Source organism: Sediminicoccus rosea (genome assembly GCF_033547095.1).
Classification (GTDB): Bacteria; Pseudomonadota; Alphaproteobacteria; order Acetobacterales; family Acetobacteraceae; genus Roseococcus; species Roseococcus rosea.
The window spans coordinates 1,548,882-1,568,220 of the sequence record NZ_CP137852.1; the positions used below are offsets into that span (position 1 = coordinate 1,548,882).

General features: G+C 72.5%; 14 protein-coding genes. 7 read left to right on the top strand and 7 right to left on the bottom strand.

Annotated elements, in window-relative coordinates; translation table 11 throughout:
- Positions 1-15: 15 nt before the first annotated feature.
- The gene (locus tag R9Z33_RS07415; RefSeq protein WP_318650667.1) at positions 16-1,827 is read left to right on the top strand and encodes an SLC13 family permease; all 1,812 of its coding nucleotides are present in this window, start codon (positions 16-18) and stop codon (positions 1,825-1,827) included.
- A 56-nt stretch (positions 1,828-1,883) separates the two neighbouring features.
- Here the strand turns inward: R9Z33_RS07415 and R9Z33_RS07420 are convergent, their stop codons facing one another.
- Positions 1,884-2,432, bottom strand: a complete 549-nt coding sequence (locus tag R9Z33_RS07420; protein ID WP_318650668.1) for a Yip1 family protein — start codon at positions 2,430-2,432, stop codon at positions 1,884-1,886.
- A 139-nt stretch (positions 2,433-2,571) separates the two neighbouring features.
- Between R9Z33_RS07420 and R9Z33_RS07425 the strand changes: the two genes are divergently transcribed.
- Positions 2,572-4,017, top strand: coding sequence for an amidase (locus R9Z33_RS07425; RefSeq protein WP_318650669.1), 1,446 nt, complete (start codon positions 2,572-2,574; stop codon positions 4,015-4,017).
- Positions 4,018-4,023: 6 nt separating this feature from the next.
- Here the strand turns inward: R9Z33_RS07425 and R9Z33_RS07430 are convergent, their stop codons facing one another.
- The 5 genes from R9Z33_RS07430 to R9Z33_RS07450 all read right to left on the bottom strand — a co-directional run bounded on the left by R9Z33_RS07430 (position 4,024) and on the right by R9Z33_RS07450 (position 13,159).
- On the bottom strand, positions 4,024-5,286 hold the full coding sequence (locus tag R9Z33_RS07430) for a Zn-dependent hydrolase (protein WP_318650670.1): 1,263 nt from the start codon (positions 5,284-5,286) through the stop codon (positions 4,024-4,026).
- A 38-nt stretch (positions 5,287-5,324) separates the two neighbouring features.
- Positions 5,325-6,284, bottom strand: coding sequence for a Bug family tripartite tricarboxylate transporter substrate binding protein (locus tag R9Z33_RS07435; protein WP_318650671.1), 960 nt, complete (start codon positions 6,282-6,284; stop codon positions 5,325-5,327).
- Between the two features lie 86 nt (positions 6,285-6,370).
- A complete protein-coding gene (locus R9Z33_RS07440; RefSeq protein ID WP_318650672.1) occupies positions 6,371-10,027 on the bottom strand; it encodes a translocation/assembly module TamB domain-containing protein in 3,657 nt (1,218 codons plus the stop codon).
- An 8-nt stretch (positions 10,028-10,035) separates the two neighbouring features.
- The gene (locus R9Z33_RS07445) at positions 10,036-11,763 is read right to left on the bottom strand and encodes an autotransporter assembly complex protein TamA (protein ID WP_318650673.1); all 1,728 of its coding nucleotides are present in this window, start codon (positions 11,761-11,763) and stop codon (positions 10,036-10,038) included.
- 133 nt (positions 11,764-11,896) lie between these two features.
- Positions 11,897-13,159: an MFS transporter gene (locus tag R9Z33_RS07450; protein WP_318650674.1), complete on the bottom strand. Its 1,263-nt coding sequence runs from the start codon at positions 13,157-13,159 to the stop codon at positions 11,897-11,899.
- A 119-nt stretch (positions 13,160-13,278) separates the two neighbouring features.
- Between R9Z33_RS07450 and R9Z33_RS07455 the strand changes: the two genes are divergently transcribed.
- Genes R9Z33_RS07455 through R9Z33_RS07475 form a run of 5 tightly spaced genes read left to right on the top strand, consistent with a single transcriptional unit; the run spans position 13,279 to position 18,318 of the window.
- Positions 13,279-13,506 carry a biotin/lipoyl-binding carrier protein gene (locus R9Z33_RS07455; RefSeq protein WP_318650675.1) on the top strand — a complete coding sequence of 76 codons (228 nt, stop codon included), beginning with the start codon at positions 13,279-13,281 and terminating at the stop codon, positions 13,504-13,506.
- Between the two features lie 10 nt (positions 13,507-13,516).
- A complete protein-coding gene (locus R9Z33_RS07460) occupies positions 13,517-14,884 on the top strand; it encodes an acetyl-CoA carboxylase biotin carboxylase subunit (protein WP_318650676.1) in 1,368 nt (455 codons plus the stop codon).
- Positions 14,881-16,440: an acyl-CoA carboxylase subunit beta gene (locus R9Z33_RS07465; RefSeq protein WP_318650677.1), complete on the top strand. Its 1,560-nt coding sequence runs from the start codon at positions 14,881-14,883 to the stop codon at positions 16,438-16,440. Before R9Z33_RS07460 ends, R9Z33_RS07465 begins: the two co-directional genes overlap by 4 nt.
- A complete protein-coding gene (locus R9Z33_RS07470; RefSeq protein ID WP_318650678.1) occupies positions 16,437-17,387 on the top strand; it encodes a Bug family tripartite tricarboxylate transporter substrate binding protein in 951 nt (316 codons plus the stop codon). Before R9Z33_RS07465 ends, R9Z33_RS07470 begins: the two co-directional genes overlap by 4 nt.
- A 49-nt stretch (positions 17,388-17,436) precedes the next feature.
- Positions 17,437-18,318, top strand: a complete 882-nt coding sequence (locus tag R9Z33_RS07475; protein WP_318650679.1) for a polysaccharide deacetylase family protein — start codon at positions 17,437-17,439, stop codon at positions 18,316-18,318.
- 6 nt (positions 18,319-18,324) lie between these two features.
- Here the strand turns inward: R9Z33_RS07475 and R9Z33_RS07480 are convergent, their stop codons facing one another.
- Positions 18,325-19,308 carry a Bug family tripartite tricarboxylate transporter substrate binding protein gene (locus tag R9Z33_RS07480; protein WP_318650680.1) on the bottom strand — a complete coding sequence of 328 codons (984 nt, stop codon included), beginning with the start codon at positions 19,306-19,308 and terminating at the stop codon, positions 18,325-18,327.
- Between the last annotated feature and the right edge of the window lie 31 nt (positions 19,309-19,339).

Below are 19,339 nucleotides of genomic sequence, written 5' to 3' on the forward strand. Positions count from 1 at the left end.
GGGAACCCGCGCGCCATGAGCGACATCTGGATCATCGCCGCGATCATCTGCGTGGCCATCGTGCTTTTCATCTGGAACCGCCTGCCGGTGGTGCTGGTGGCGATGGGCACGGGCCTCTCGCTCTGGGCGACGGGCGTGCTGACGCTGAACGAGGCGCTGTCGGGCTATGGCGACCCTGCGGTGATCTTCATCGCCTCGCTCTTCCTGATGAGTGCGGCACTGGAGCGCACCGGCGTCACCGCCTGGGCGGGGCAGCAGCTGATCGCCAGCGCGGGCGAGGACAGCCGGGCGCGGCTGCTGGGCCTCACCGGCCTTCTCGTCGCGCTGCTGACGGCGCTGATCAGCCTGAACGGCGCGGTGGCGGCGCTGCTGCCGGTGGTGGTGGTGATGGCGGTGCGCCTGAAGCGCGCGCCCTCGCAGCTGCTCATGCCGCTGGTCTTCTCCGCCCATGCCGGCTCGCTCCTGGCGCTGACCGGCACGCCGGTGAACGTGCTTGTCTCCAACGCGGCGCTGGAGGCGGGCTTCGGCCGCTTCGGCTTCTTTGAGTTCACGCTGGTGGGCGTGCCCCTGCTGCTCGGCACGCTCGCCATCATCATCCTCTTTGGGCAATTCCTGCTGCCGACGCGCGGCGGCCCCTCCATGCCGGCCGATTTCTCCGCCCATGCCCGCACGCTGGTCGAGCAGTACGGCCTGGCCGATGGCCTGTTCCGGCTGCGCGTGCGCGAAAGCTCGGCCTATGTCGGCCAGGCGACGCCGCTCGATTTCAGCGCCTATCCGGGCCTGCAGATCATCGCGATCCAGGAGGGCGATACGGCGGCGCCACTCAAGCGCGGCTATATCGCCATGGGCGACCACATCCTGGTGCGCGGCGATGCGGAGGGTGCCGCGCGCCTTGCCGCCGACCAGCACCTCGCCTTCCGGCCCGAGGCAGGCGATGCCGAGGCGGAGGAGGCGCTGTTCAACCGCCGCTCCGGCCTCGCCGAGGTGATGATCCCGCCGCGCTCGGCCATGATCGGGCGCGAGGTGTTTCCAGGCATGACGACCGACAGTGGCGATCTCATCATCATCGCCGTCCAGCGCGGCGGCGCCGATGTGGGGCCGGGTGCGACCAGGCTCGAGGCCGGCGACACCATGCTGCTGCAGGGCACCTGGAAGGCGCTCGACATCCGGCTGAACGACCCCGAGGTGCTGGTGGTGAACTCGCCCGATGTGGTGCGCCGCCAGGCCGTGCCGCTCGGCCAGGGGGCGAAGCAGGCGCTGATCATCCTGGGCGCCATGGTCTTCCTGCTGGCGACCGGCCTCGTCCCTGCCGCCGTCGCCGGCCTGCTGGCGGGCTTCGCGCTGATCCTCTCGGGCGTGCTGACGGTGGAACAGTCCTACCGCTCGGTGGATTGGACGACGGTGATCCTGGTGGGCGCGATGATGCCGCTCTCCGCCGCCATGGAGCAGAGCGGCGCGGCCGCGCTGATGGCGGAAGGGCTGGTGGCGCTGGTCGGCGATGCCGGTCCCTATGCGCTGCTCGCGGGCCTCTTCATCCTGACCGCGGTGCTGGGCCAGCTCATCAGCAACACGGCGACGGCGCTCATCGTGATCCCGATCGGCGCGGCGGCCGCGCTGGGCATGGGTGTCTCGCCCCTGCCGGTGCTGATGAGCGTGGCGGTCGCCGCCGCCGCCTCTTTCCTGACGCCGATCGCCACGCCCACCAACCTGATGGTGATGGGCCCGGGCGGCTATGTCTTCAGCGACTACTGGAAGCTCGGCCTGCCGCTGATGATCTGGTTCTTCGTGGTCGCGGTATTCCTCATCCCGCTGATCTGGCGGTTCTGATCCTTGCGGCGGGGCTGATTCACGCCTTTGGCGAGTCCGCCAAAGGCGACCACGCCCTAAAACAGGATGCCGACGATGATGCCGATCACGATGTTCACCAGCACCGCCACCAGCACGACGGAGAGCGCGAAGCCCATCACGCGCTCCTTCGGGATGCGCATGACGATGGGCGTGCCGACATAGAAGAGGAACAGGCTGTAGAGTCCGCCGGCCAGGGCGGGGATCCAGCCGATCCAGGGGATGATCATGAAGGCGCCGCCGACCCAGGAGGCGGTGGGCGCATAGGCCGCGAGCTTCATGGCGGCGATCGGGTCCGCCGGCCCGCCGAAGCGCGGCGTCAGCATCGCCACGATCTTCGCCAGCACGAAGACGCCGATCAGCGAGAGCCCCCAGCCGACCAGCGCGCTGCCGATCAGCCCGCCGAAGCCGAGCGCGCCGAAGCCCATCAGCGCCGTGCCCACCAGCCCGCCCACCGCCTGCAGGGCGGAGAGTGGGACGACGTAGGATTTGAAGAGATCGGCGGTCTCGGCGGGCTCGGCCGCGATGACCTGCCATTCCGTCAGCGGGTTCGTCATCAGGCCCTTGGCGCGCGCGACGATATCCATGCATCCCATCCTTCCGCAGCGCGCCCTGGCCGGGCGCGCGGCAATACTGCGCGCGCGCGATGCGCCGGGGCAAGCGTCACCTTCCTCCCCCGCCGGGCTTGCGCCATGCTGCGGCCCAGGCACGAGGAGGGGAGCGCCCATGGAACTGCATCAGCTCAGCGCCCGCGAGGCGGTGGCCCGGCTGGCCCGGCGCGAGGTCTCCCCGCTCGAGCTGGTAGAGGCGGCGGCGGCGCGCATCGCGGCGGTCGAGCCCGAGGTGAACGCGCTCCCTACCCTCTGCCTCGACCGCGCGCGCGCGCACGCGAAGCGCCTGATGCAGGGCGAGGGGCGCGAGATGGAGGGGGCGCCCGGCTGGCTTGGCGGCCTTCCGGTCTCGATCAAGGACCTGACGGATGTGGCGGGCGTGCGCACCACCTATGGCTCGCCCATCTTCCAGGACCATGTGCCCGCGCGCTCCCACCCCGTGGTGCAACGGATCGAGGCGCGGGGCGGCATCGTCATCGGCAAGTCCAACACGCCGGAATTCGGCGCGGGCGGCTCCACCTTCAACGAGGTCTTCGGCCGCACACGCAACCCGTGGAACACGTCGCTCACCTGCGGCGGCAGCACGGGCGGCGGCGCCGTCTCGCTCGCGACTGGCGAGGTCTGGCTGGCGCAGGGCACGGATCATGGCGGCAGCCTGCGGCGGCCCGGCACCTATTGCAGCGTGGTGGGCCTCAGGCCCTCGCCGGGGCGGGTCACGCGGGGCACGGTGAACAACCTCTTCGCGCCGCTCTCGGTCCAGGGGCCGATGGCGCGCAACATCCCCGACCTCGCGCTCTTCCTCGACACCATGGCCGGCTGGTGCCCCGAGGACCCGCTGACCTATGACGCGCCGGCCGTGAGCTACAGCCAGGCGGTGGCAGAGGCGCGGCCGCCCAGGCGCGTCGCCTTCACCATGGACTACAACGGCGCGCTGCCGATCGACCGCGAGACGCGCGCCATCTGCACGGCTGCGCTCAGGCATTTCGAGGAGATGGGCTGCATCGTCGAGGAATACGCGCCCGACCTGGCCGACCTGACCGACGCCTTCCTCGCGCTGCGCAGCCAGAATTTCGTGGTGGATCGCGAGATCCAGATGCAGACCCATCGCGAGCTGCTGAAGCCCGACATCATCTGGAACACCGAGCTGGGCCTGAACGCGACGCCGAGCCGCATCGCCTGGGCGGATCGCGAGCGCGCCGCCTTCTATCGCCGCATGGTCGAGCTGTTCCGTCGCTACGACATCTTCGTCACGCCCAGCGCCGGCACCCCCGCCTTCGACGTGATGCTGCGCAACCCGACCAGCATCGCCGGCCGCAAGCTGGAGAACTACATGGCGGGCTCGATGTTCAACGCGGCGATGACGCTTGCGGGCTCGCCCGCCGTCGCCGTGCCCTGCGGCTTCGACCAGTATGGCCGGCCGGTGGGCTTGCAGATCGCAGCACCCTCGCGCCGGGACGAGGTGGCGCTGCAGGCGGCGGCGCTCTTCGAGCGGTCAACCGGACTTGACCGGAAACTGCCGATCGACCCGCGGCCGGGCGTGGTGCCGCCCGACGAGACGTGACGCGGCTCAGGCCGCGATGGCCTCGATCGCACCGGCCAGAACGGACAGCGCCGCCGCGAAATCATCCAGTTCCATCGCCTCGTGCGGGTTGTGGCTGCCATTCTGGTTGCGGATGAAGAGCATGGCCGAAGGCACACCCTTCAGCACGAAGCTCGCGCAGTCATGCCCGGCGCCGGAGGTCATTTCCATCACCGGAATGCCGGCCGCCGCGGCGCTGGCGCGCAGGGCCGCACGCAGGCGCGGGTCCATCAGCGCGGGGTCGGCGCGCATGCCCTCGCCATAGTCGAGCGTGACGCCGCGCCGCGCCTTCGCGCCGGCCGCCACGTCGCGCATCAGCGCCTCCACGGCGTCGAGCACGGAATCCTGCTCGCTGCGGATATCGAGGCTGAAGCGCACCGCGCCGGGCACCTTGGTGGGGGCGTGCATCTCGGCGGGCGTCCAGAACTCGCCGATGGTCAGCACCAGATCCTGGCTCTCCCGCTCCACGCGGTCCCACAGGGATTCGAGGCGGGTGGCGAGTTCCGTCACGGCCAGCACCGCATCCTGCCGGAAGCCGCGCGGCACGGCGCCGGCATGGTTCCAGGCGCCCGTCGCATGGCAGATCGGGTGGCGCAGGATGCCACGGATGCCGGTGACGATGGCGCAGGGCAGATCGGCACCCACCAGCACCGGCCCCTGCTCGATATGCGGCTCGATGAAGGCATGGATGCGCGCGGGGTCGAGCGAGGCGCGGCCGTCACGGACGAATTGTGGGTCGAAGCCTTCCTCCGCCATGTGCTCGGCGAGGGTCTTGCCGCTGTCGGAGCGGCGGGCCGTGTCCGGCACATGCGGCGGCAGCAGGCCGAAGGCGGCGCGGCTGCCGATATAGTTCACTGGGAACCAGCACATCTCCTCGGCGCGGATGCCGAGGATGGTGAGGTCGCGCGGCAGGCGCCGCCCCTCCGCCTGGAGCCGCGCGACCAGCGCCAGCCCCATGACCACGCCCGCCGCGCCGTCGAAATTGCCGCCATGCGAGACGGCATCGAGATGCGAGCCGGTCATCACCGGCGGGAGGGAGCGATCCGCGCCCGGCCAGGTCATGAGGAGCGTGCCCACCGGATCCACCCGGCATTCCAGGCCCATCGCTTCGGCGGCATTGCGGATGATGGCATGCGCCGCGCGTTCCCCCGCGCCATAGCTGGCGCGCGAGACGCCCGGCGGGTCGAGCGAGGCCTCGCGCAATGCGTCGAAGAGGGCGGCCGCGAGGGCCATGGGGGCGTGCTGGGTCATGGCCATGCAGCCTTGGCCCAGACGCCGTCCCGCGCAAGCTACTCCACGGTGGCGCCGGAGATCCGCACCAGCTCCGTCACGCGCGGCAGCTCCGCGGCCTGGAAGGCGGCGAACTCCTCGGGCGTGCTGCCCACCACCTCGTAGCCCAGTTGCTCCATCCGTGCCTTCACCACGGGCGTGGCGAGCCCGGCCGCGATCTCGCGCGAGAGGCGCAGCACGACGGGGGCGGGCGTGCCGGCCGGGGCGAAGACGCCGAGCCAGGAGTTGAAGACATAGCCGGGCAGGGCTTCGGCCACCGCCGGGATCTCGGGTAGCTGCGGCGAGCGGGTCGGGCGGGTGATGCCCAGCGCCCGCACCTGGCCCGCGCGCACCTGCTCGATCGCCTCGACCACGGGTGTGAACATCACGTCGAGCCGGCCGGAGACGAGGTCCGCCATGGCGGGCGCGCCGCCGCGATAGGCGACCTGCGTGAAGCGGATGCCGGCCTGGTGCTCGAAGAGCGCGGCGGCGAAATGCTGCGAGGAACCCGCACCTGCGATGCCGCAATTCAGGCTGCCTGGCGCGGCCTTCGCGCGGGCGATCAGCTCGGCCACGTTCTGCACCGGCAGGTTCGCGCGCACCACCAGCAGGCAGGCGCTGAGCGCCACCAGCGAGACCGGCGCGAAGTCCCGCACCACATGGAAGGAGAGGTTGCGGTAGAGCGCCTGGTTCGTGGCATGCGTGCCCATCGAGCCCATGACCAGCGCATAGCCATCGGGCGTGCTGCGCGCGACGTGCTCATTGGCGAGGTTGCCGGCGGCACCCGTGCGGTTCTCCACCAGCACGGATTGGCCGAGCCCGGCGGTGATGGCCTGCGCCACGACGCGCGCCGTGGTGTCCGTGCTGCCGCCCGGCGCGAAGCCGACGACGAGGCGGATGGGCCGGTCCGGCGTCCAGGCCGGTTGCGCGCGCGCGGCCAGCGGCAGGGCGAGCAGGGCAGGCAGGCTGCGACGAAACATGGGGCGATCCTCCGACGGCGCCGCTTTGGCGCGGCACTTCTGTCAGCGCGCAGCATGACCCGGCCGGGGCGGACGGTCCATGGCCGTCAGTATTCGCGCTCCCAGGTGATCCCGAGGCGATCCCCCGCCGGGCCCGTGCTCGTCTCGCCCTCCAGCCTGAGGCGCGGCGTGAGTTCCACCTGCACGCCCACGCCCGGCGTGCCGCCCGCCGTGCCCTGGCGGATGCCGAGATAGACGCCGGGCGCGACATAGCCGCCCGCCTCCAGCGCCGCCCGCCCCGCGCCATCCGAACCGACGCCGAGCCGGTCGAGCCCGAGGCCGCGGCGCAGCCGGTCCATCGCGTTCAGCCCCGGCGTCGGCAGGCCCGCGAGCTGCGCGGCGGCCTGGGTGATGGTCACGATCTCGAAGGGCGAGAGGCGGCCCGTCTCCCGGTCAAACAGCAAGCGGGCCAGCGCCTCGTCCTGTGGCAATTCGGGCTCGGCGGTCACCTGGATCACGGGTGTCGCGGGGCTGCCGGTGATGGTGAGGTTGATGGTGTGGGTGCGGCTGCGTGCCGTCGCCAGGAAATCGAGGCTGGGCGAGAAGCTCGCGGAATCGAAGCCGATCACGCCGCGCGTGAATTCGAGCCGCCGGCCCGCCAGGTCGAAGCTGCCGCGCCGGAGGCGGAAGCCGCCCGAGGGGATGGGCGCCGCCACGGTGCCGCGCAGCGTCAACTCGCCGCCCAGTTCCGCCTCCAGCCCGCGCCCGCGCAGGAACAGGGCGCGCGGGGCGGCGATGGTGAGGTCGAGCGTCATGGGCAGGCTCGGCGCCTTCACCGGCGGCGGCGGCGGCGCGGGGGCCGGGCGGCCGGGCGGCATGGGCCCGATCTGCCGGACGGGTGCGAGGCTCGCCACGCTGGAGGGGAGGCTTTCCGGGATCCGCAGTTCGGCCCGGCGCAGCGTGACACGCCCGCCCAGGCTGCCGCCCGAGAGCAGCGGGCCGTTGAGCCGCAGATCCGCATCCACCACCGCATCGCCCAGCGTGCCGCCGATCGGGCGGGCGGCCTCGGCCCGCAGGCGGAATTCGGCGGGCAGGCCCTCGCCCAGCGGGTCGACCCAGCCCTGGGCCGAGAGTGTGCCGCCGCCGCCGGTGCGCCCCGTCAGGCTCTCCACCACCACACGCTGCCCCTGGGCGGTGAGCCGCGCGGCGATGCCTTCCACCCGCGTGCCATAGAGGGGGTTGGCGTAGCTGCCCTCGCTGAGCGTCGCGCCGCCGGCCAGCACCGGCGCCTCGGGCGTGCCGCTGGCGCGAAGGTCGAGCGCGAGGCGCCCGGCCACGCGATCCGCGCCGCCGGCCAGGAAGGGCCGCGCCAGCGCGCCGAGGTCGAGCCGCCCGCGCAGCGCCGCTTCGAAGGGAAGTCGCGGCCCGATCCCGCGCGGCTGCTGCGCCGTGAGATCGAGCTGCACGGAGGGCCCGGCGGTGAGCCGCGCCTCGGCCCTCAGCCCCTCGCCCTGCAGCCGGGCGGTGGCGGTGAGCTGGCCGGGCGGGAGTTGCGGGGCGGTGGGCACGCGCAGCCCCTCGGCGCGCAGGCTCGCCTCGATCTGCGGCGCGGCGAGGGTGCCCGCGGCGGTGGCCTGGGCGCTGGCCGTGCCGGTGACCGCGCCGCCGGCATAGGGGGCGAGGGGCAGCGCCGAAAGTTCCGCCCGGCCCTGGATCCGCCCGCCCTGGAGCCCCCCTTGCAGGCTCAGCGCACCGCCGCGCCGGCTGGTCAGACGCGCCGGTTCGAGCGCCACGTCGCCCGCATGGGTGATGGTGAGGCGTGCGGGGGCGGCGAGGCTCAGCGCGTCCTGCCCCGTGCGCGCCTCCAGCCGGTTCAGCGTGACCCGCGCCGTCTCGCCGGCGAGTGCAAGCTGGCCGGCCAGGTTCAGCCCGCCCTCGGGCGCGGTGACGCCGAGGCGGAATTCCAGGGCCTCCAGGCTGCCCTCGGCCTCCGCCTCCACGCCCGCGCGGAAGGCGGGCGTGCCGAGATTGGCGCCGGTGAGCCGCAGCCGGATGCCCTGCGCGGCCCAGCCGCCCGCCTCGGGCCGCGCGGTGGCGCTCAGCTCGGCCGAGAGGCGGCCGGCCAGGCCAAGTTCCAGCGCCGCGAGGTCGGGCGCGTCCAGCCGCAGCTCGCCGCTGAAGGGGCCGGCGGGGAGGTTGCCCTGGGCCTGGCCCGTCAGGGTCGCCTCGGCGAAGCGCGCCTCCAGCCGGTCGAGATGCAGCGCGTCGCCCTCGCGCCGCGCGCTGAGGTCCAGGTTGAGTGGGCGGTCCCGGAAGCGGCCCTCGGCAGTGACGCGCGCCGCGGTGAGCGAGGCTTCGGCGGTCAGCCGCACGGCGTCCAGCGCCTGGCCCTCGGCCTCCAGCCGGTCGGCCGTGAGCCGTGCCTGGATCTGCGGCGCGGCGGGCGTGCCGGTCAGGCGGCCCTCGGCGGAAATGGCGCCGCCCAGGCCCGGCGGGTCCTGCGCGGTGAGCGTGAAGGTGACGTCGAGCGGCGCCTGGATCGGGCCGGCGAGTCTTGTCGCCAGCCGCTCGCCGGTCAGCTCGGCTTCGATACGCGCGGGGGTGATGGCGGCGTGCAGGCGCAGGCTCTCGCCCAGCCAGGCATCGGCCTGTCCCAGGCCCTGCGGTCCCTCGGCCAGCAGCGTGACATCGAGCGCGGGGGCGGCGAGGCGGCCGGTGACGCTGCCCTCGGCGCGGAGCGCCCGCCAGCCCAGGCCCTCGGGCAGCCAGGTGGCGAAGGTGGTGGGCGGCGCGGCGGTGAACCGGAAGCGGGCCTGCAGGCTCTCATCGGCGCCGAGCCGCCCCTCGGCGCTGGCCTCGCCCGCCGGTGCCGAAAGCGCGAGGCGGTGCAGCGTGAGGGCGCCATCCGGGGCACGGGCCAGCGCCGCGTCCAGCCGGAGGGTGGCGGCCAACGGCGCGAATTCCGGGGGCAGCAGCCCGGCGGGGGTGGCGGTGCCGGCCCATTCCAGCGCGATCTCGCCCGCCGGGGAGAGCCGCGCCTGTCCGGTGAAGCGCGCCGCGGCCTCGCCCAGGCGCGCATCCAGGCTCCAGGCGGCGCCGCTGGCCGGGCCGTCCAGCGTCAGGTCGAGCTGGAAGGGCGCGGCGGGCAGGCCGGCGAGGGTCGCCACCAGCCCGCCCGGCGGTTCGCTGGCATTGATCCGGGCTTGGAGCGTCTGGCCGTCCAGCCCCAGCGCCAGCCGGGCACTGCCCGGCGCATCCAGCCGCTGCAGCGTGAGGTCCGCGGCGAGCCGCGCCGCCTCAAGCCCGAGATCGCCGTTGAGCGAGAGGGCAGCGGCCTGGCCCAGCACGGGCGCGCCCAGCTCAAGCCGCGTCAGCGCCAGCCGCTCGATGCGGATGGGCAGGGGCAGGTTCGGCAATTGCGGCATGGCGAGCGGCGCGGGCTCGGCCGGTGCGGCGGGCGGCAGGCGGTGCAGCGCGATCCGTCGGGCCGTCACCGCCTCCAGCCGCAGCCGCCCGGCGAAGAGTTCGCGCCAGGCGAGGCGCAGCTCGGCGTCCTCCACTTCCAGCCAGGGGCCTTCCGCATCGCCGAGGGACAACTGCGCGACGGCCAGGCGGCCGGGCAGGGGGCCACTGATCCCCTCGACGCGCAGCCCCGGCACGAAGCCTGCGGCGAAACCGAGCCCCCAGGAGGTGCCCCAGGGCGTCAGCAGCGCGCCCAGCGCCAGCACCGGCACCAGGAGCAGGACCAGGAGGAGGCGCAGCACCCACCGCATCAAAAGGCCTGCCCGATGCCGACATAAAAGCCGAAGGAGCCGCTGCCCTGCTGCTGGATGAGGGGGACGGCGAGGTCGGCGCGGATCGGCCCGATCCCGGTGTAGTAGCGGAAGCCCATGCCCACGCCGACGCGCACCGCATCCATCGGCGCGAAGGATTGCGTGCCGACCGAGCCGACATCCACGAAGGCCACGGCGCCATAGCTCTCGCCGAAGCGCTGCCGCCACTCGATCGAGCCCTCGACCAGGCTCGACCCGCCGGCCGGCTGGCCCTGCGGGGTGCGCGGCCCGATGGACTGATAGTCATAGCCGCGCACCGAGCCGCCGCCGCCCGAATAGAAGCGCTGGCTGGGCGGCACATTGGGCGCCGTGGTGTTCACCAGGCTGCCGATCACGCCGCGCAGCGCGAGGATGCTGCGCCCATTGCCGGTGATGTCGAAATAGGTGGAGCCCTGCACGCGCAGCGGCAGGTAGGCCGTGCTGGCCTGGAAGGCGTAGGAGGGCGTCACGCTCGCCTGGGCGCGCAGGCCGGAGCGCGGGTCGAGCAGGCTGTCGGCGTTGTCGAACCGCGCCTGGAAGGCCCAGCCGGCGAGTTGGTAGGGGGTGAGGGGATTGCCCGGCGCGGCGCTCTCGCCCACCTCCGCCGTCGGGCCAGTGGTCAGTGTCCAGCGGTCGCCCAGGCGGCGCTCATAGCCCAGGTTGAAGAGGAAGGCGTTGCGGTCGTAGCTGATCAGGCGATCGCGCACCACGGAGGGGCCGCCCACCAGCGTGCCGTCCCAGCCGAAGGGCAGGGGCTGCCGCCAGGTCAGCGCCGCGCGGGCGTTGAGCAGGTCGGGGTCGGTGCCGATGCGGCTCGCCTCCAGGTCCAGGCGGAGATTCTCGGCGCCGCCCAGCAGGTTGCGGTGCTGCCAGGAGAAGCGGAGCGAGGCGCCGTAATTGGTCTCATAGGCCGCGTTGGCGCTGATCACCCGGAAGGGGCGCTCGCGCACATTGATCGTCACCGGCAGGCGGCCATAGGCGTCCAGCGCGCTGCCCGTCTCGATCCGCACCGAGGCGAAGGGGCCGAGGGCGGCGACATCGGCGCGCGCGCGGGCGATGCGGTCGGGGCTGTAGCTGCGCTCGGCGAGGCGGAGCGCGGCGACGCGGCGCACCACCTCGGGGTTCACGCGCTCGGTGCCGGTCACCACCGGGTCCGCGAAATCGGCGCGCGGGCCGGGCTGCACCTGGAAGGCGAGGTCCATGGCCTGGGCCGGGTGGTCCACCGTCGCCTGGCGTTCGATTCGGGCGAGGGGGTGGCCCTCCTGCCTCAGGCGCGTGAGCAGCGCGGCCTCGGCCGCCAGCACGTCCTCGGCGCGGGCGGGCTGGCCGGCCGCGAGCTCGGGGGCGGGGCTGCCCTCCACTGTGATGCGGCGCAGCGTGTAGAGGGGGCCGGGCGTGACGCGGATCTCCACCGCCTCGCCCTGCTGGGTGATGGCGAAGCGGGCGGCCCAATAGCCCTCGGAATCGGTCACGGGGCGCAGGCGCTCGGGCTCGGCGGCGATGCGGGCGGCGAGGCCCTCGGCATCGGTCGGCGCCACCTCCTGCAGGGCGATCAGGTTGGACACGGCCTGGAGCAGCCCATCCAGCGTCGCGTCGCCGGTCGGGACCAGGCGGGCGCGATAGGGTGTGACGGCAGGTTCCTCCGGCGGCGCCTCGGCGGGCGCCGTGGCCGGGAGGGGCTGTGGCATCGAAGGCGGGGCGAGCACCAGGGCGAGGGCCAGGACGCCTCCAAGCTGCTGAATCGGTCGCCAGCGCAAGCGGTTCTTCCATCGCCGATCGGGCGGACATATGCGCATGGAAGGGCGCGTTTGTCTCGCCGCCTCAACGCAGGGCGGCGTCGTCGGTTGCGGGCTTGCGCATCAGCACGATGCCCACCACCAGCGCCGGCAGGCCGCAGACCGCGAAGCCCAGCCCATGGCTGCCGGTGAGAAAGAGCAGCACGGCGTAGATCAGCGGCAGCAGCAACCCGCCCATCTGCCCGAAGGAGAGCACGCCGCCCGTCGCACCGCCGCGCATGCCGGGTGGGGCGAGGCGCGCGGCCTCGGCCAGGAGCACCCCGTGCCAGGACATGGCAGTGGCGCTGAGCACGCAGGCCGTGAGCCCGATCAGGAAGACCGGCCAGGCGGGGCTGTAGAAGCCCATCACCAGCGTGCTGACCGCCATGCCCAGCGCCAGGCCCCCCATCATCGCGCGCGGGGTGACCGCCGTGCTGCCGAGCCAGCCCCAGAAGATGCGGCAGGGCACGGCCACGAACATCGCCACCGCGAAGATGAAGCCCGCCCCGCTCAGGCTCAGGCCGAGATCCACCAGGTAGATGATGAAATAGGAGGTGAAGACCGTCTGCAGCCCGTTGAAGGCGAAGCAGGCGAAGGAGAGGTTGCGCAGCTCCGTCGTGGCGAGGACGGCGGTGATGGTCGTCTTGAAGTCGGAGAGGTGGAATTGCCGGCTGGGCACGCGGTCGGCGTCGAATTCGCGGCGCGTGGGTTGCAGCAAAAGTGCGAAGAGCAGGCAGGAGAAGGCGGCCACGTCGAGCGCCAGCTGCCAGCCGCCCCAATGGGTGATGGCGGGCCCGGCGAGCCCGGCCAGCAGCAGCCCCGCCGGCACCGCCGTCTGCTTCACGGAAAACACCAGCGGCGCGTATTTCGGCGGCGAGTAGCGGCCCAGCAGGTGGGAGCTGGCCGGCGTCGAGATGGCCGAGCCGCCGCCGCCGATGATGGCCGAGAGCGCGAGCAGCACGATCCAGCCCGAGGAGGCGGCGAAGAGGCCGAGCGCCAGCAGCACCAGCGCGACCTGGCTCATCCTGAGCGCGCCATGCTTGATGATGAAGCTGCCGCAGCCGAGCTGGAAGGCGAGCGCCGAGACGGCGATCAGGCTGACATAGACGCCCACCCAGGCCGGATCGATGCCGAGATCGGTGATGATGGCGGGCGCGATGACGCTGGGCAGGCTGCGGCCGAGCGAGGCGAAGCTCTGCTGCACGAACATGGCGCCCAGCGCCAGCAGCAGAAGATTGGTCTCGCGCCCCCAGCGCATCCGCAGCGTCCTGTCCTTGGGGCGGCGTGCGCCCCATGCATGGGCCAGCATGGGCCCGCCGACCGCGCGCCGGAAGGGGGTGCGTCACGCGATTGACAGCACGGGGCTTTCCTCTTGAAGTCACGAGGAAGCCCGGCCGCCAAGCGCCGGCGAGGAAGCGACGTCCCAGCATGGCCGAGAGCCCCATCACCATCCGCGCCGAGATCGGCGCCTCCGTCTGGAAGATCGTGGCCGCACCGGGCGCGACCCTGGCGGAGGACGAGCCCATCGTCATCCTGGAATCCATGAAGATGGAAATCCCCGTGGTGGCGCCGCGTGCTGGCGTGGTGCTGGAGATCCTGGTCACGGAGGGGCAGCAGGTGGAGGAAGGCCAGGCGGTCGCCACCTTCTCGGCATGAGGGGGCGGCCTTGAGCGGCCCCGTCCTCATCGCCAATCGTGGCGAGATCGCCGCGCGCATCGCCCGCAGCTGCCGGCGCCTCGGCTGGCCCAGCATCGCGGTATTCTCCGACGTGGACGCCACCGCGCAGCATGTGGCGGCGGCGGACCAGGCCGAGCATATCGGCCCCGCCAACCCGCGCGAAAGCTACCTCTGCATCCCCGCGCTGATCGCGGCGGCCGAGCGTAGCGGCGCGCGCTACGTGCATCCGGGCTACGGCTTCCTCTCTGAGAATGCGGATTTCGCCGAGGCCTGCGCGCGCGCGGGGCTGGTCTTCATCGGCCCGCCGCCGGCCGCGATCCGCGCCATGGGCGGCAAGGCGGAGGCGCGGCGCCTCGCCGCCGCATCCGGCCTGCCCTGCCTGCCTGGCGCGGATGACGCGCTGGAGGAAGCGGCGGCGCGCATCGGCTATCCGGTGATGATCAAGGCCGTCGGCGGCGGTGGCGGGCGCGGCATGCGGCGCGTCGCCACCGCCGAGGAGATGCCGGCCGCGCTGGAGGCCGCGCGGCGGGAGGCGGCGATCTCCGGCGATGACCGGCTGATGCTGGAAAAGCTGGTGGAGCAGGCGCGCCATATCGAGGTGCAGATCCTGGCCGACACGCACGGCAATGTGCTGCACCTGCATGAGCGCGACTGCACGCTGCAACGCCGCCACCAGAAGCTGGTGGAGGAATGCCCCGCGCCCGGCATGGACGCGGCGCTGCGCGCCGAGCTGGGCCGCCGCGCCTGCACGCTGGCGCGCGCCGTGGGCTATGTCGGCGCCGGCACGGTGGAGTTCATCGCCGAGGCGCCGCTGCATGCCGACCGCATCTGGTTCATGGAGATGAACACGCGCCTGCAGGTGGAGCATCCGGTGACCGAGATGGTCACGGGGCTCGACCTCGTGGAATGGCAGCTGCGGATCGCGGCCGGCGAGAAGCTGCCCTTCGCGCAATCCGACATCGCGCTGGACGGTCATGCGGTGGAGGCGCGCCTGTGCGCCGAGGATCCGGCGCGGCGCTTCCTGCCCTCACCCGGGCGGATCACCGCGCTGGACTGGCCCGAGACGGTGCCTGGGCTGCGCGTGGATGCAGGCTTTCGCGCGGGCGATCTGCTGACGCCCTATTACGACCCGCTGCTGGGCAAGATCATCGCCCACGCGGCCACGCGCGAGGCGGCGCTGGAGCGATTGGCGGCGGCGCTGGATGCCTGCCGCGTCGAGGGTGTGCGCGTGAACGCCGCCTTCCTGGCCGCCGCGCTCCGCGCGCCTGAGATGCGCGCAGCCCACATGACCACCGGCTTCCTCGAGGCGGCGCGTCAGCGCCTGGTCGAGGAGAGCATGAAGGAGCCCGCCGCATGACCTGGCAACCCGAGTTGGAGGAGCTGCGCGCGCGCGAGGCGGAGGCGCGCAAGCTCGGCGGCGCCGACAAGATCGCGCGGCAGCATGCGGGCGGGCGGCTGACCGTGCGCGAGCGCATCGAGGGCGTGGTGGACCCGGGCAGCTTCCATGAGGTGGGCGCCATCGCGGGCCAGGCGGAATATGCGCCCGACGGCACGCTGAAGCGCCTCACGCCGTCCAACTGCGTGATGGGGCGCGCGCAGGTGGAAGGCCGGCCGGTGGTGGTGGTGGGCGACGACTTCACCGTGCGCGGCGGCTCGGCCGATGCGACCATCCGCGAGAAGCCGATCATGGCCGAGCGCATGGCGCATGACCTGCGCCTGCCCATCATCCGCATCATCGAGGGCTCGGGCGGCGGCGGTTCAGTCAAGACGATCGAGACGACGGGGCGTGCCAACCTGCCCGGCGGCGTCGGCGGTACGGCGCTCTATCACTACACGGGCGCCAATCTCAGCGTGGTGCCGGTGGTGGGGCTCGGCCTCGGCTCCGTCGCGGGGTTGGGCGCGGCAAGGCTCGCCGCCAGCCATTATTCGGTGATGACGAAGGAGACCTCGGCCATGTTCGTCGCCGGGCCGCCGGTGGTGAAGCGGCTGGGCGAGGACCTGACGAAGCAGGAGCTGGGCGGCTGGGAGATCCAGACCAAGGCCGGCGCCGTGGACCATGCGGTGGACAGCGAAGAGGAGGCCTTCGCGGCCGCGCGGCGCTTCCTCTCCTACCTGCCGGCTTCCGTACACGCGCTGCCACCGGTGATCGCCCCGACCGATGATCCGAACCGGCGTGACGAAAAGCTCTTCACGCATATCCCGCGCGACCGGCGGCGCGTCTATCAGATGCGGCCCATCATCAATGCGGTGGTGGACCAGGGCAGCTTCTTCGAGATGGGCCGCATGTTCGGCCGCAGCATCATCACCGGCCTCGCGCGGCTGAACGGCAGGCCCGTCGCGCTGATGGCGAGCGACCCCTTCTTCTATGGCGGCTCCTGGACCGCGGATGCCTGCGCCAAGATCATTCGCTTCGTGGACCTGGCGGAGACCTTCCATCTGCCCGTGGTCTATCTGCAGGACTGCCCGGGTTTCATGGTGGGCCTCGCCGCCGAGAAGGCGGCCACCATCCGTCTTGGCGTGCGGGCCATGGCGGCGGTGAACCAGACGACGGTGCCCTGGTGCACCATGATCATCCGCAATGCCTTCGGCGTCGCGGGCGTCGTCCACCAGCCGGCCAACCGCTATTCGCCGCGCTATGCCTGGCTTTCCGCGCGCTGGGGCTCGCTGCCGCTGGAGGGCGGGATCGAGGCTGCCTATGCCGCCGAGATCGCGGATTCCAGCGATCCGGCCGCGACGCTCGCAGGCATCGAGGAACGCCTGAACCGGCTGCGCAGCCCCTTCCGCACCGCCGAGGCCTTCTGGGTGGAAGAGATCATCGACCCACGCGACACGAGGAGGTTGCTGTGCGAATTCGCCGACCTGGCCTGGCCGCTTCTCACGCCCGCCCCCAGCGGGCTGCGCATGCGGCCATGAGCCGCCTTCTGCTTCTCGCCACGCTGCTCCTCACGCCGGGCCTGGCGCTCGCGCAGGAGCGTGGCCCCCGCATCATCGTGGGCTTCGCGCCCGGCGGCACGGCGGATCTGGTGGGCCGGCTGATCGCGGAGGGGATCGGCAGCGTGACCGGAACGCGGGTGGTGGTGGAGAACCGTACCGGCGCCAACGGCATGATCGCCGCGGAAGCCGTGGCGCGCGGCCCCGCGGATGGCAGCACGCTGCTGCAATGCCCGATGGGCACCATGACCATCGGCCCCGAGATGCCGGGCGCGAACCTGCCGGTGGACCCGCGCACGGATCTCGTTCCCGTCGCCAATGTCGCGCTCTCGAGCTATGGCGCGGTGACCGGCGCGCGCGGCCCCTACCAGAACATGGGTGAGCTGATTGCCGCCGCCCGCGCGCGGCCGGGCAGCATCACCTATGCGAGCGCCGGCGTGGGTTCGGCGCAGCACCTGACGGGCGCGCGGCTCGCCGCCATGGCGGGGCTGGAGCTTGTGCATGTGCCCTATCGTGGCGCGGCGCCCGCGGCGCTCGATGTGATCGCCGGGCGGGCGGATCTGCTCATCACCAATCTGGGCGACGTGATGCGGCAGATCCAGGGCGGCGAGTTGCGCCTGCTGGCGCTGGCCGATGCGCAGGGCGTGCCGGAATTCGCGAATGCGCCCCGCCTCTCGCAGACCGTGCCGGGGCTGGAGGTGGCGGGCTGGTTCGGCCTTTGTGGGCCGCGTGGCATGCCGCCCGCCGCCATCCAACGCTGGACGGAAGCGACCGCCCAGGCGCTGCAGGACGCGACGCTGCGGCAGCGCCTGCTGGAGAACGGCCTCACGCCGCTCATCGAAGGGCCGGACGCCTTCGCCGCGCGCATGCAGCGCGACCGCGCAGGTTGGGCCGAGGCGATCCGCCGGGCGAATATCCGCGCCGATTGACCCCTGCGGCCGTGGCGTCAAAGTGGCGGCGCCGAATCCGGAGCCTGCCATGCCTGACGCCAATCCCCGTATTCCCTTCCAGATGGAGGGCGATGCGCCCGCCCTGCCGGCCTACAAGGGCAAGCGGGTCATCGTGCATGTCGCGGTCAATGTGGAGCATTGGCCCTTCGACCAGCCCATGCCGCGCGCCATCCTGCCGCCGCCGCACGGCATCCGCGCCGTGCCGGACGTGCCGAACTTCACCTGGGTGGAATACGGGCTGCGCGTCGGCATGCCGCGCCTGCTGGACCTCTGCGCCGCGCTTGGCATCCGCGCCTCCAACCTCTCCAACGCGCAGATCTGCACGCATTACCCGCGCCTGGCGGAGGCGATGCTGAAGGCCGACTGGGAATTCGTGGGCCATGGCCTCTACCAGAAGGCGCTGGCCACGATCGAGGATGATGCCGGGATGGTGGCGGAGGCGCTCTCCATCATGCGCGGCTTCTCCGGCCAGAAGGTGCGCGCCTGGCTGGGTGCCGGGCTGAGCGAGAAGGCCGACACGCCGGAGCTGCTGCGGCGCAACGGCATTGAATTCCTGCATGACTGGCTGGTGGACGACGTGCCCACGTGGATGCGGACGGATGCCGGCCCCCTGCTCTCGCTACCCTACACGGTCGAGCTGAACGACGTGCCGATCTATGTGGTGGGGCAGCACCCTTCCGCCGCCCTGGCCGACCGCATCCGCGACAGCCTCGCCTATTTCGCGCGGGACGGCTTCGCGCGGACGCGGGTGATGACGGTGGCGCTGCACCCGCATGTCATCGGCGTGCCGCACCGCATGGAGTCCTTCACCGCGGTGATGCAGGAATTGGCGGCGCATCCGCAGGTGGCCTTCGCCACCTCCAGCGAGATCGGTGACTGGTATGCGGGGCTGGTCCCGCCGCCGGGCTGAGCGCGCTCAGTCCAGCGTGACATTCGCCTCGCGCGTCAGCCGGCCCACCAGCTCCTGTTGCTCGCGCACATAGGTGGCGAAGGCCGCGCGGGGCGAGGCGACGGGCAGCATGCCGATGGCGTTCAGGCGCTCACGCACCGCAGCCTGGCCGAGTGCCTGGCCGATGACGGTGTTCAGCCGGTCGAGGATCGGGGCCGGCGTGCCGGCCGGCGCGAAGACGCCGCCCCATTCGGTCCACTCATAGCCGGGCATGCCGCTCTCGTTCAGCGTCGGCAAGGCGGGCAGTTGCGGGATGCGCTCGCGCGTCGTCACCGCATAGCCCTTGAGCTGGCCGGCCTGCACCAGCGCGGTGGAGGAGGCGGCGGTGCCCATGTGGAACTGCACCGTGCCCGAGAGCAGCGCCTGCACGGCCGGGCCGCCGCCGCGGAAGGGCACATGCGTCGCTTCCCATCCCGCGCGCTGCAGGAACAGCACCGCCGCGTAATGCGCGGCCGAGCCATTGCCGGAGGAGGCGTAGACCAGCGGCTGCCCCGCCGCCGCCCGCGCCCGGCCGAGGGCCAGGAATTCCGCGATGGTATTGGCCGGCACGGAGGGATGCGCGACGAGGATGAGCGGGACGGAGGTGAGCTGCGTCACCGGCGAGAAGGCGGTCGCGTAGGAGAAGTTGAGGTTGCGGACGAGATGCGGCGCCGAGGCATGCGTCGAGGCGTCGAAGAGCAGCGTGTAGCCATCGGGCGCCGCACTCGCGACGGCGCCGCCGGCGATGGTGCCCGTGGCGCCCGTGCGGTTCTCGATGACGATGGGCTGGCCCAGGCTTTCCGAGAGGAAGGGCGCGATCAGCCGTGTGGTGGTGTCGATCGCGCCGCCGGGCGGGAAGGAGACGATGGCGCGGATCGGCCGCGTGGGCCAGGCCGGCTGCGCCAGCGCCGGCAAGGGCAGGGTAGCGGCGCCGGCCAGCAGCGTGCGGCGGGCGAGGGGCGGAAGCTTCATCGGACGTCCTCGGTCTTGTTGCCGCCATGAT

Excerpts from the sequence above, each read along its gene's own strand:
- R9Z33_RS07435 (WP_318650671.1), bottom strand. The coding sequence starts at position 6,284 with ATGTTTCGTCGCAGCCTGCCTGCCCTGCTCGCCCTGCCGCTGGCCGCG.
- R9Z33_RS07470 (WP_318650678.1), top strand. The coding sequence starts at position 16,437 with ATGAGCCGCCTTCTGCTTCTCGCCACGCTGCTCCTCACGCCGGGCCTG.
- R9Z33_RS07455 (WP_318650675.1), top strand. The coding sequence starts at position 13,279 with ATGGCCGAGAGCCCCATCACCATCCGCGCCGAGATCGGCGCCTCCGTC.
- R9Z33_RS07465 (WP_318650677.1), top strand. The coding sequence starts at position 14,881 with ATGACCTGGCAACCCGAGTTGGAGGAGCTGCGCGCGCGCGAGGCGGAG.
- R9Z33_RS07475 (WP_318650679.1), top strand. The coding sequence starts at position 17,437 with ATGCCTGACGCCAATCCCCGTATTCCCTTCCAGATGGAGGGCGATGCG.
- R9Z33_RS07425 (WP_318650669.1), top strand. The coding sequence starts at position 2,572 with ATGGAACTGCATCAGCTCAGCGCCCGCGAGGCGGTGGCCCGGCTGGCC.
- R9Z33_RS07430 (WP_318650670.1), bottom strand. The coding sequence starts at position 5,286 with ATGACCCAGCACGCCCCCATGGCCCTCGCGGCCGCCCTCTTCGACGCA.
- R9Z33_RS07450 (WP_318650674.1), bottom strand. The coding sequence starts at position 13,159 with ATGCTGGCCCATGCATGGGGCGCACGCCGCCCCAAGGACAGGACGCTG.
- R9Z33_RS07480 (WP_318650680.1), bottom strand. The coding sequence starts at position 19,308 with ATGAAGCTTCCGCCCCTCGCCCGCCGCACGCTGCTGGCCGGCGCCGCT.
- R9Z33_RS07415 (WP_318650667.1), top strand. The coding sequence starts at position 16 with ATGAGCGACATCTGGATCATCGCCGCGATCATCTGCGTGGCCATCGTG.
- R9Z33_RS07420 (WP_318650668.1), bottom strand. The coding sequence starts at position 2,432 with ATGGATATCGTCGCGCGCGCCAAGGGCCTGATGACGAACCCGCTGACG.
- R9Z33_RS07445 (WP_318650673.1), bottom strand. The coding sequence starts at position 11,763 with ATGCCACAGCCCCTCCCGGCCACGGCGCCCGCCGAGGCGCCGCCGGAG.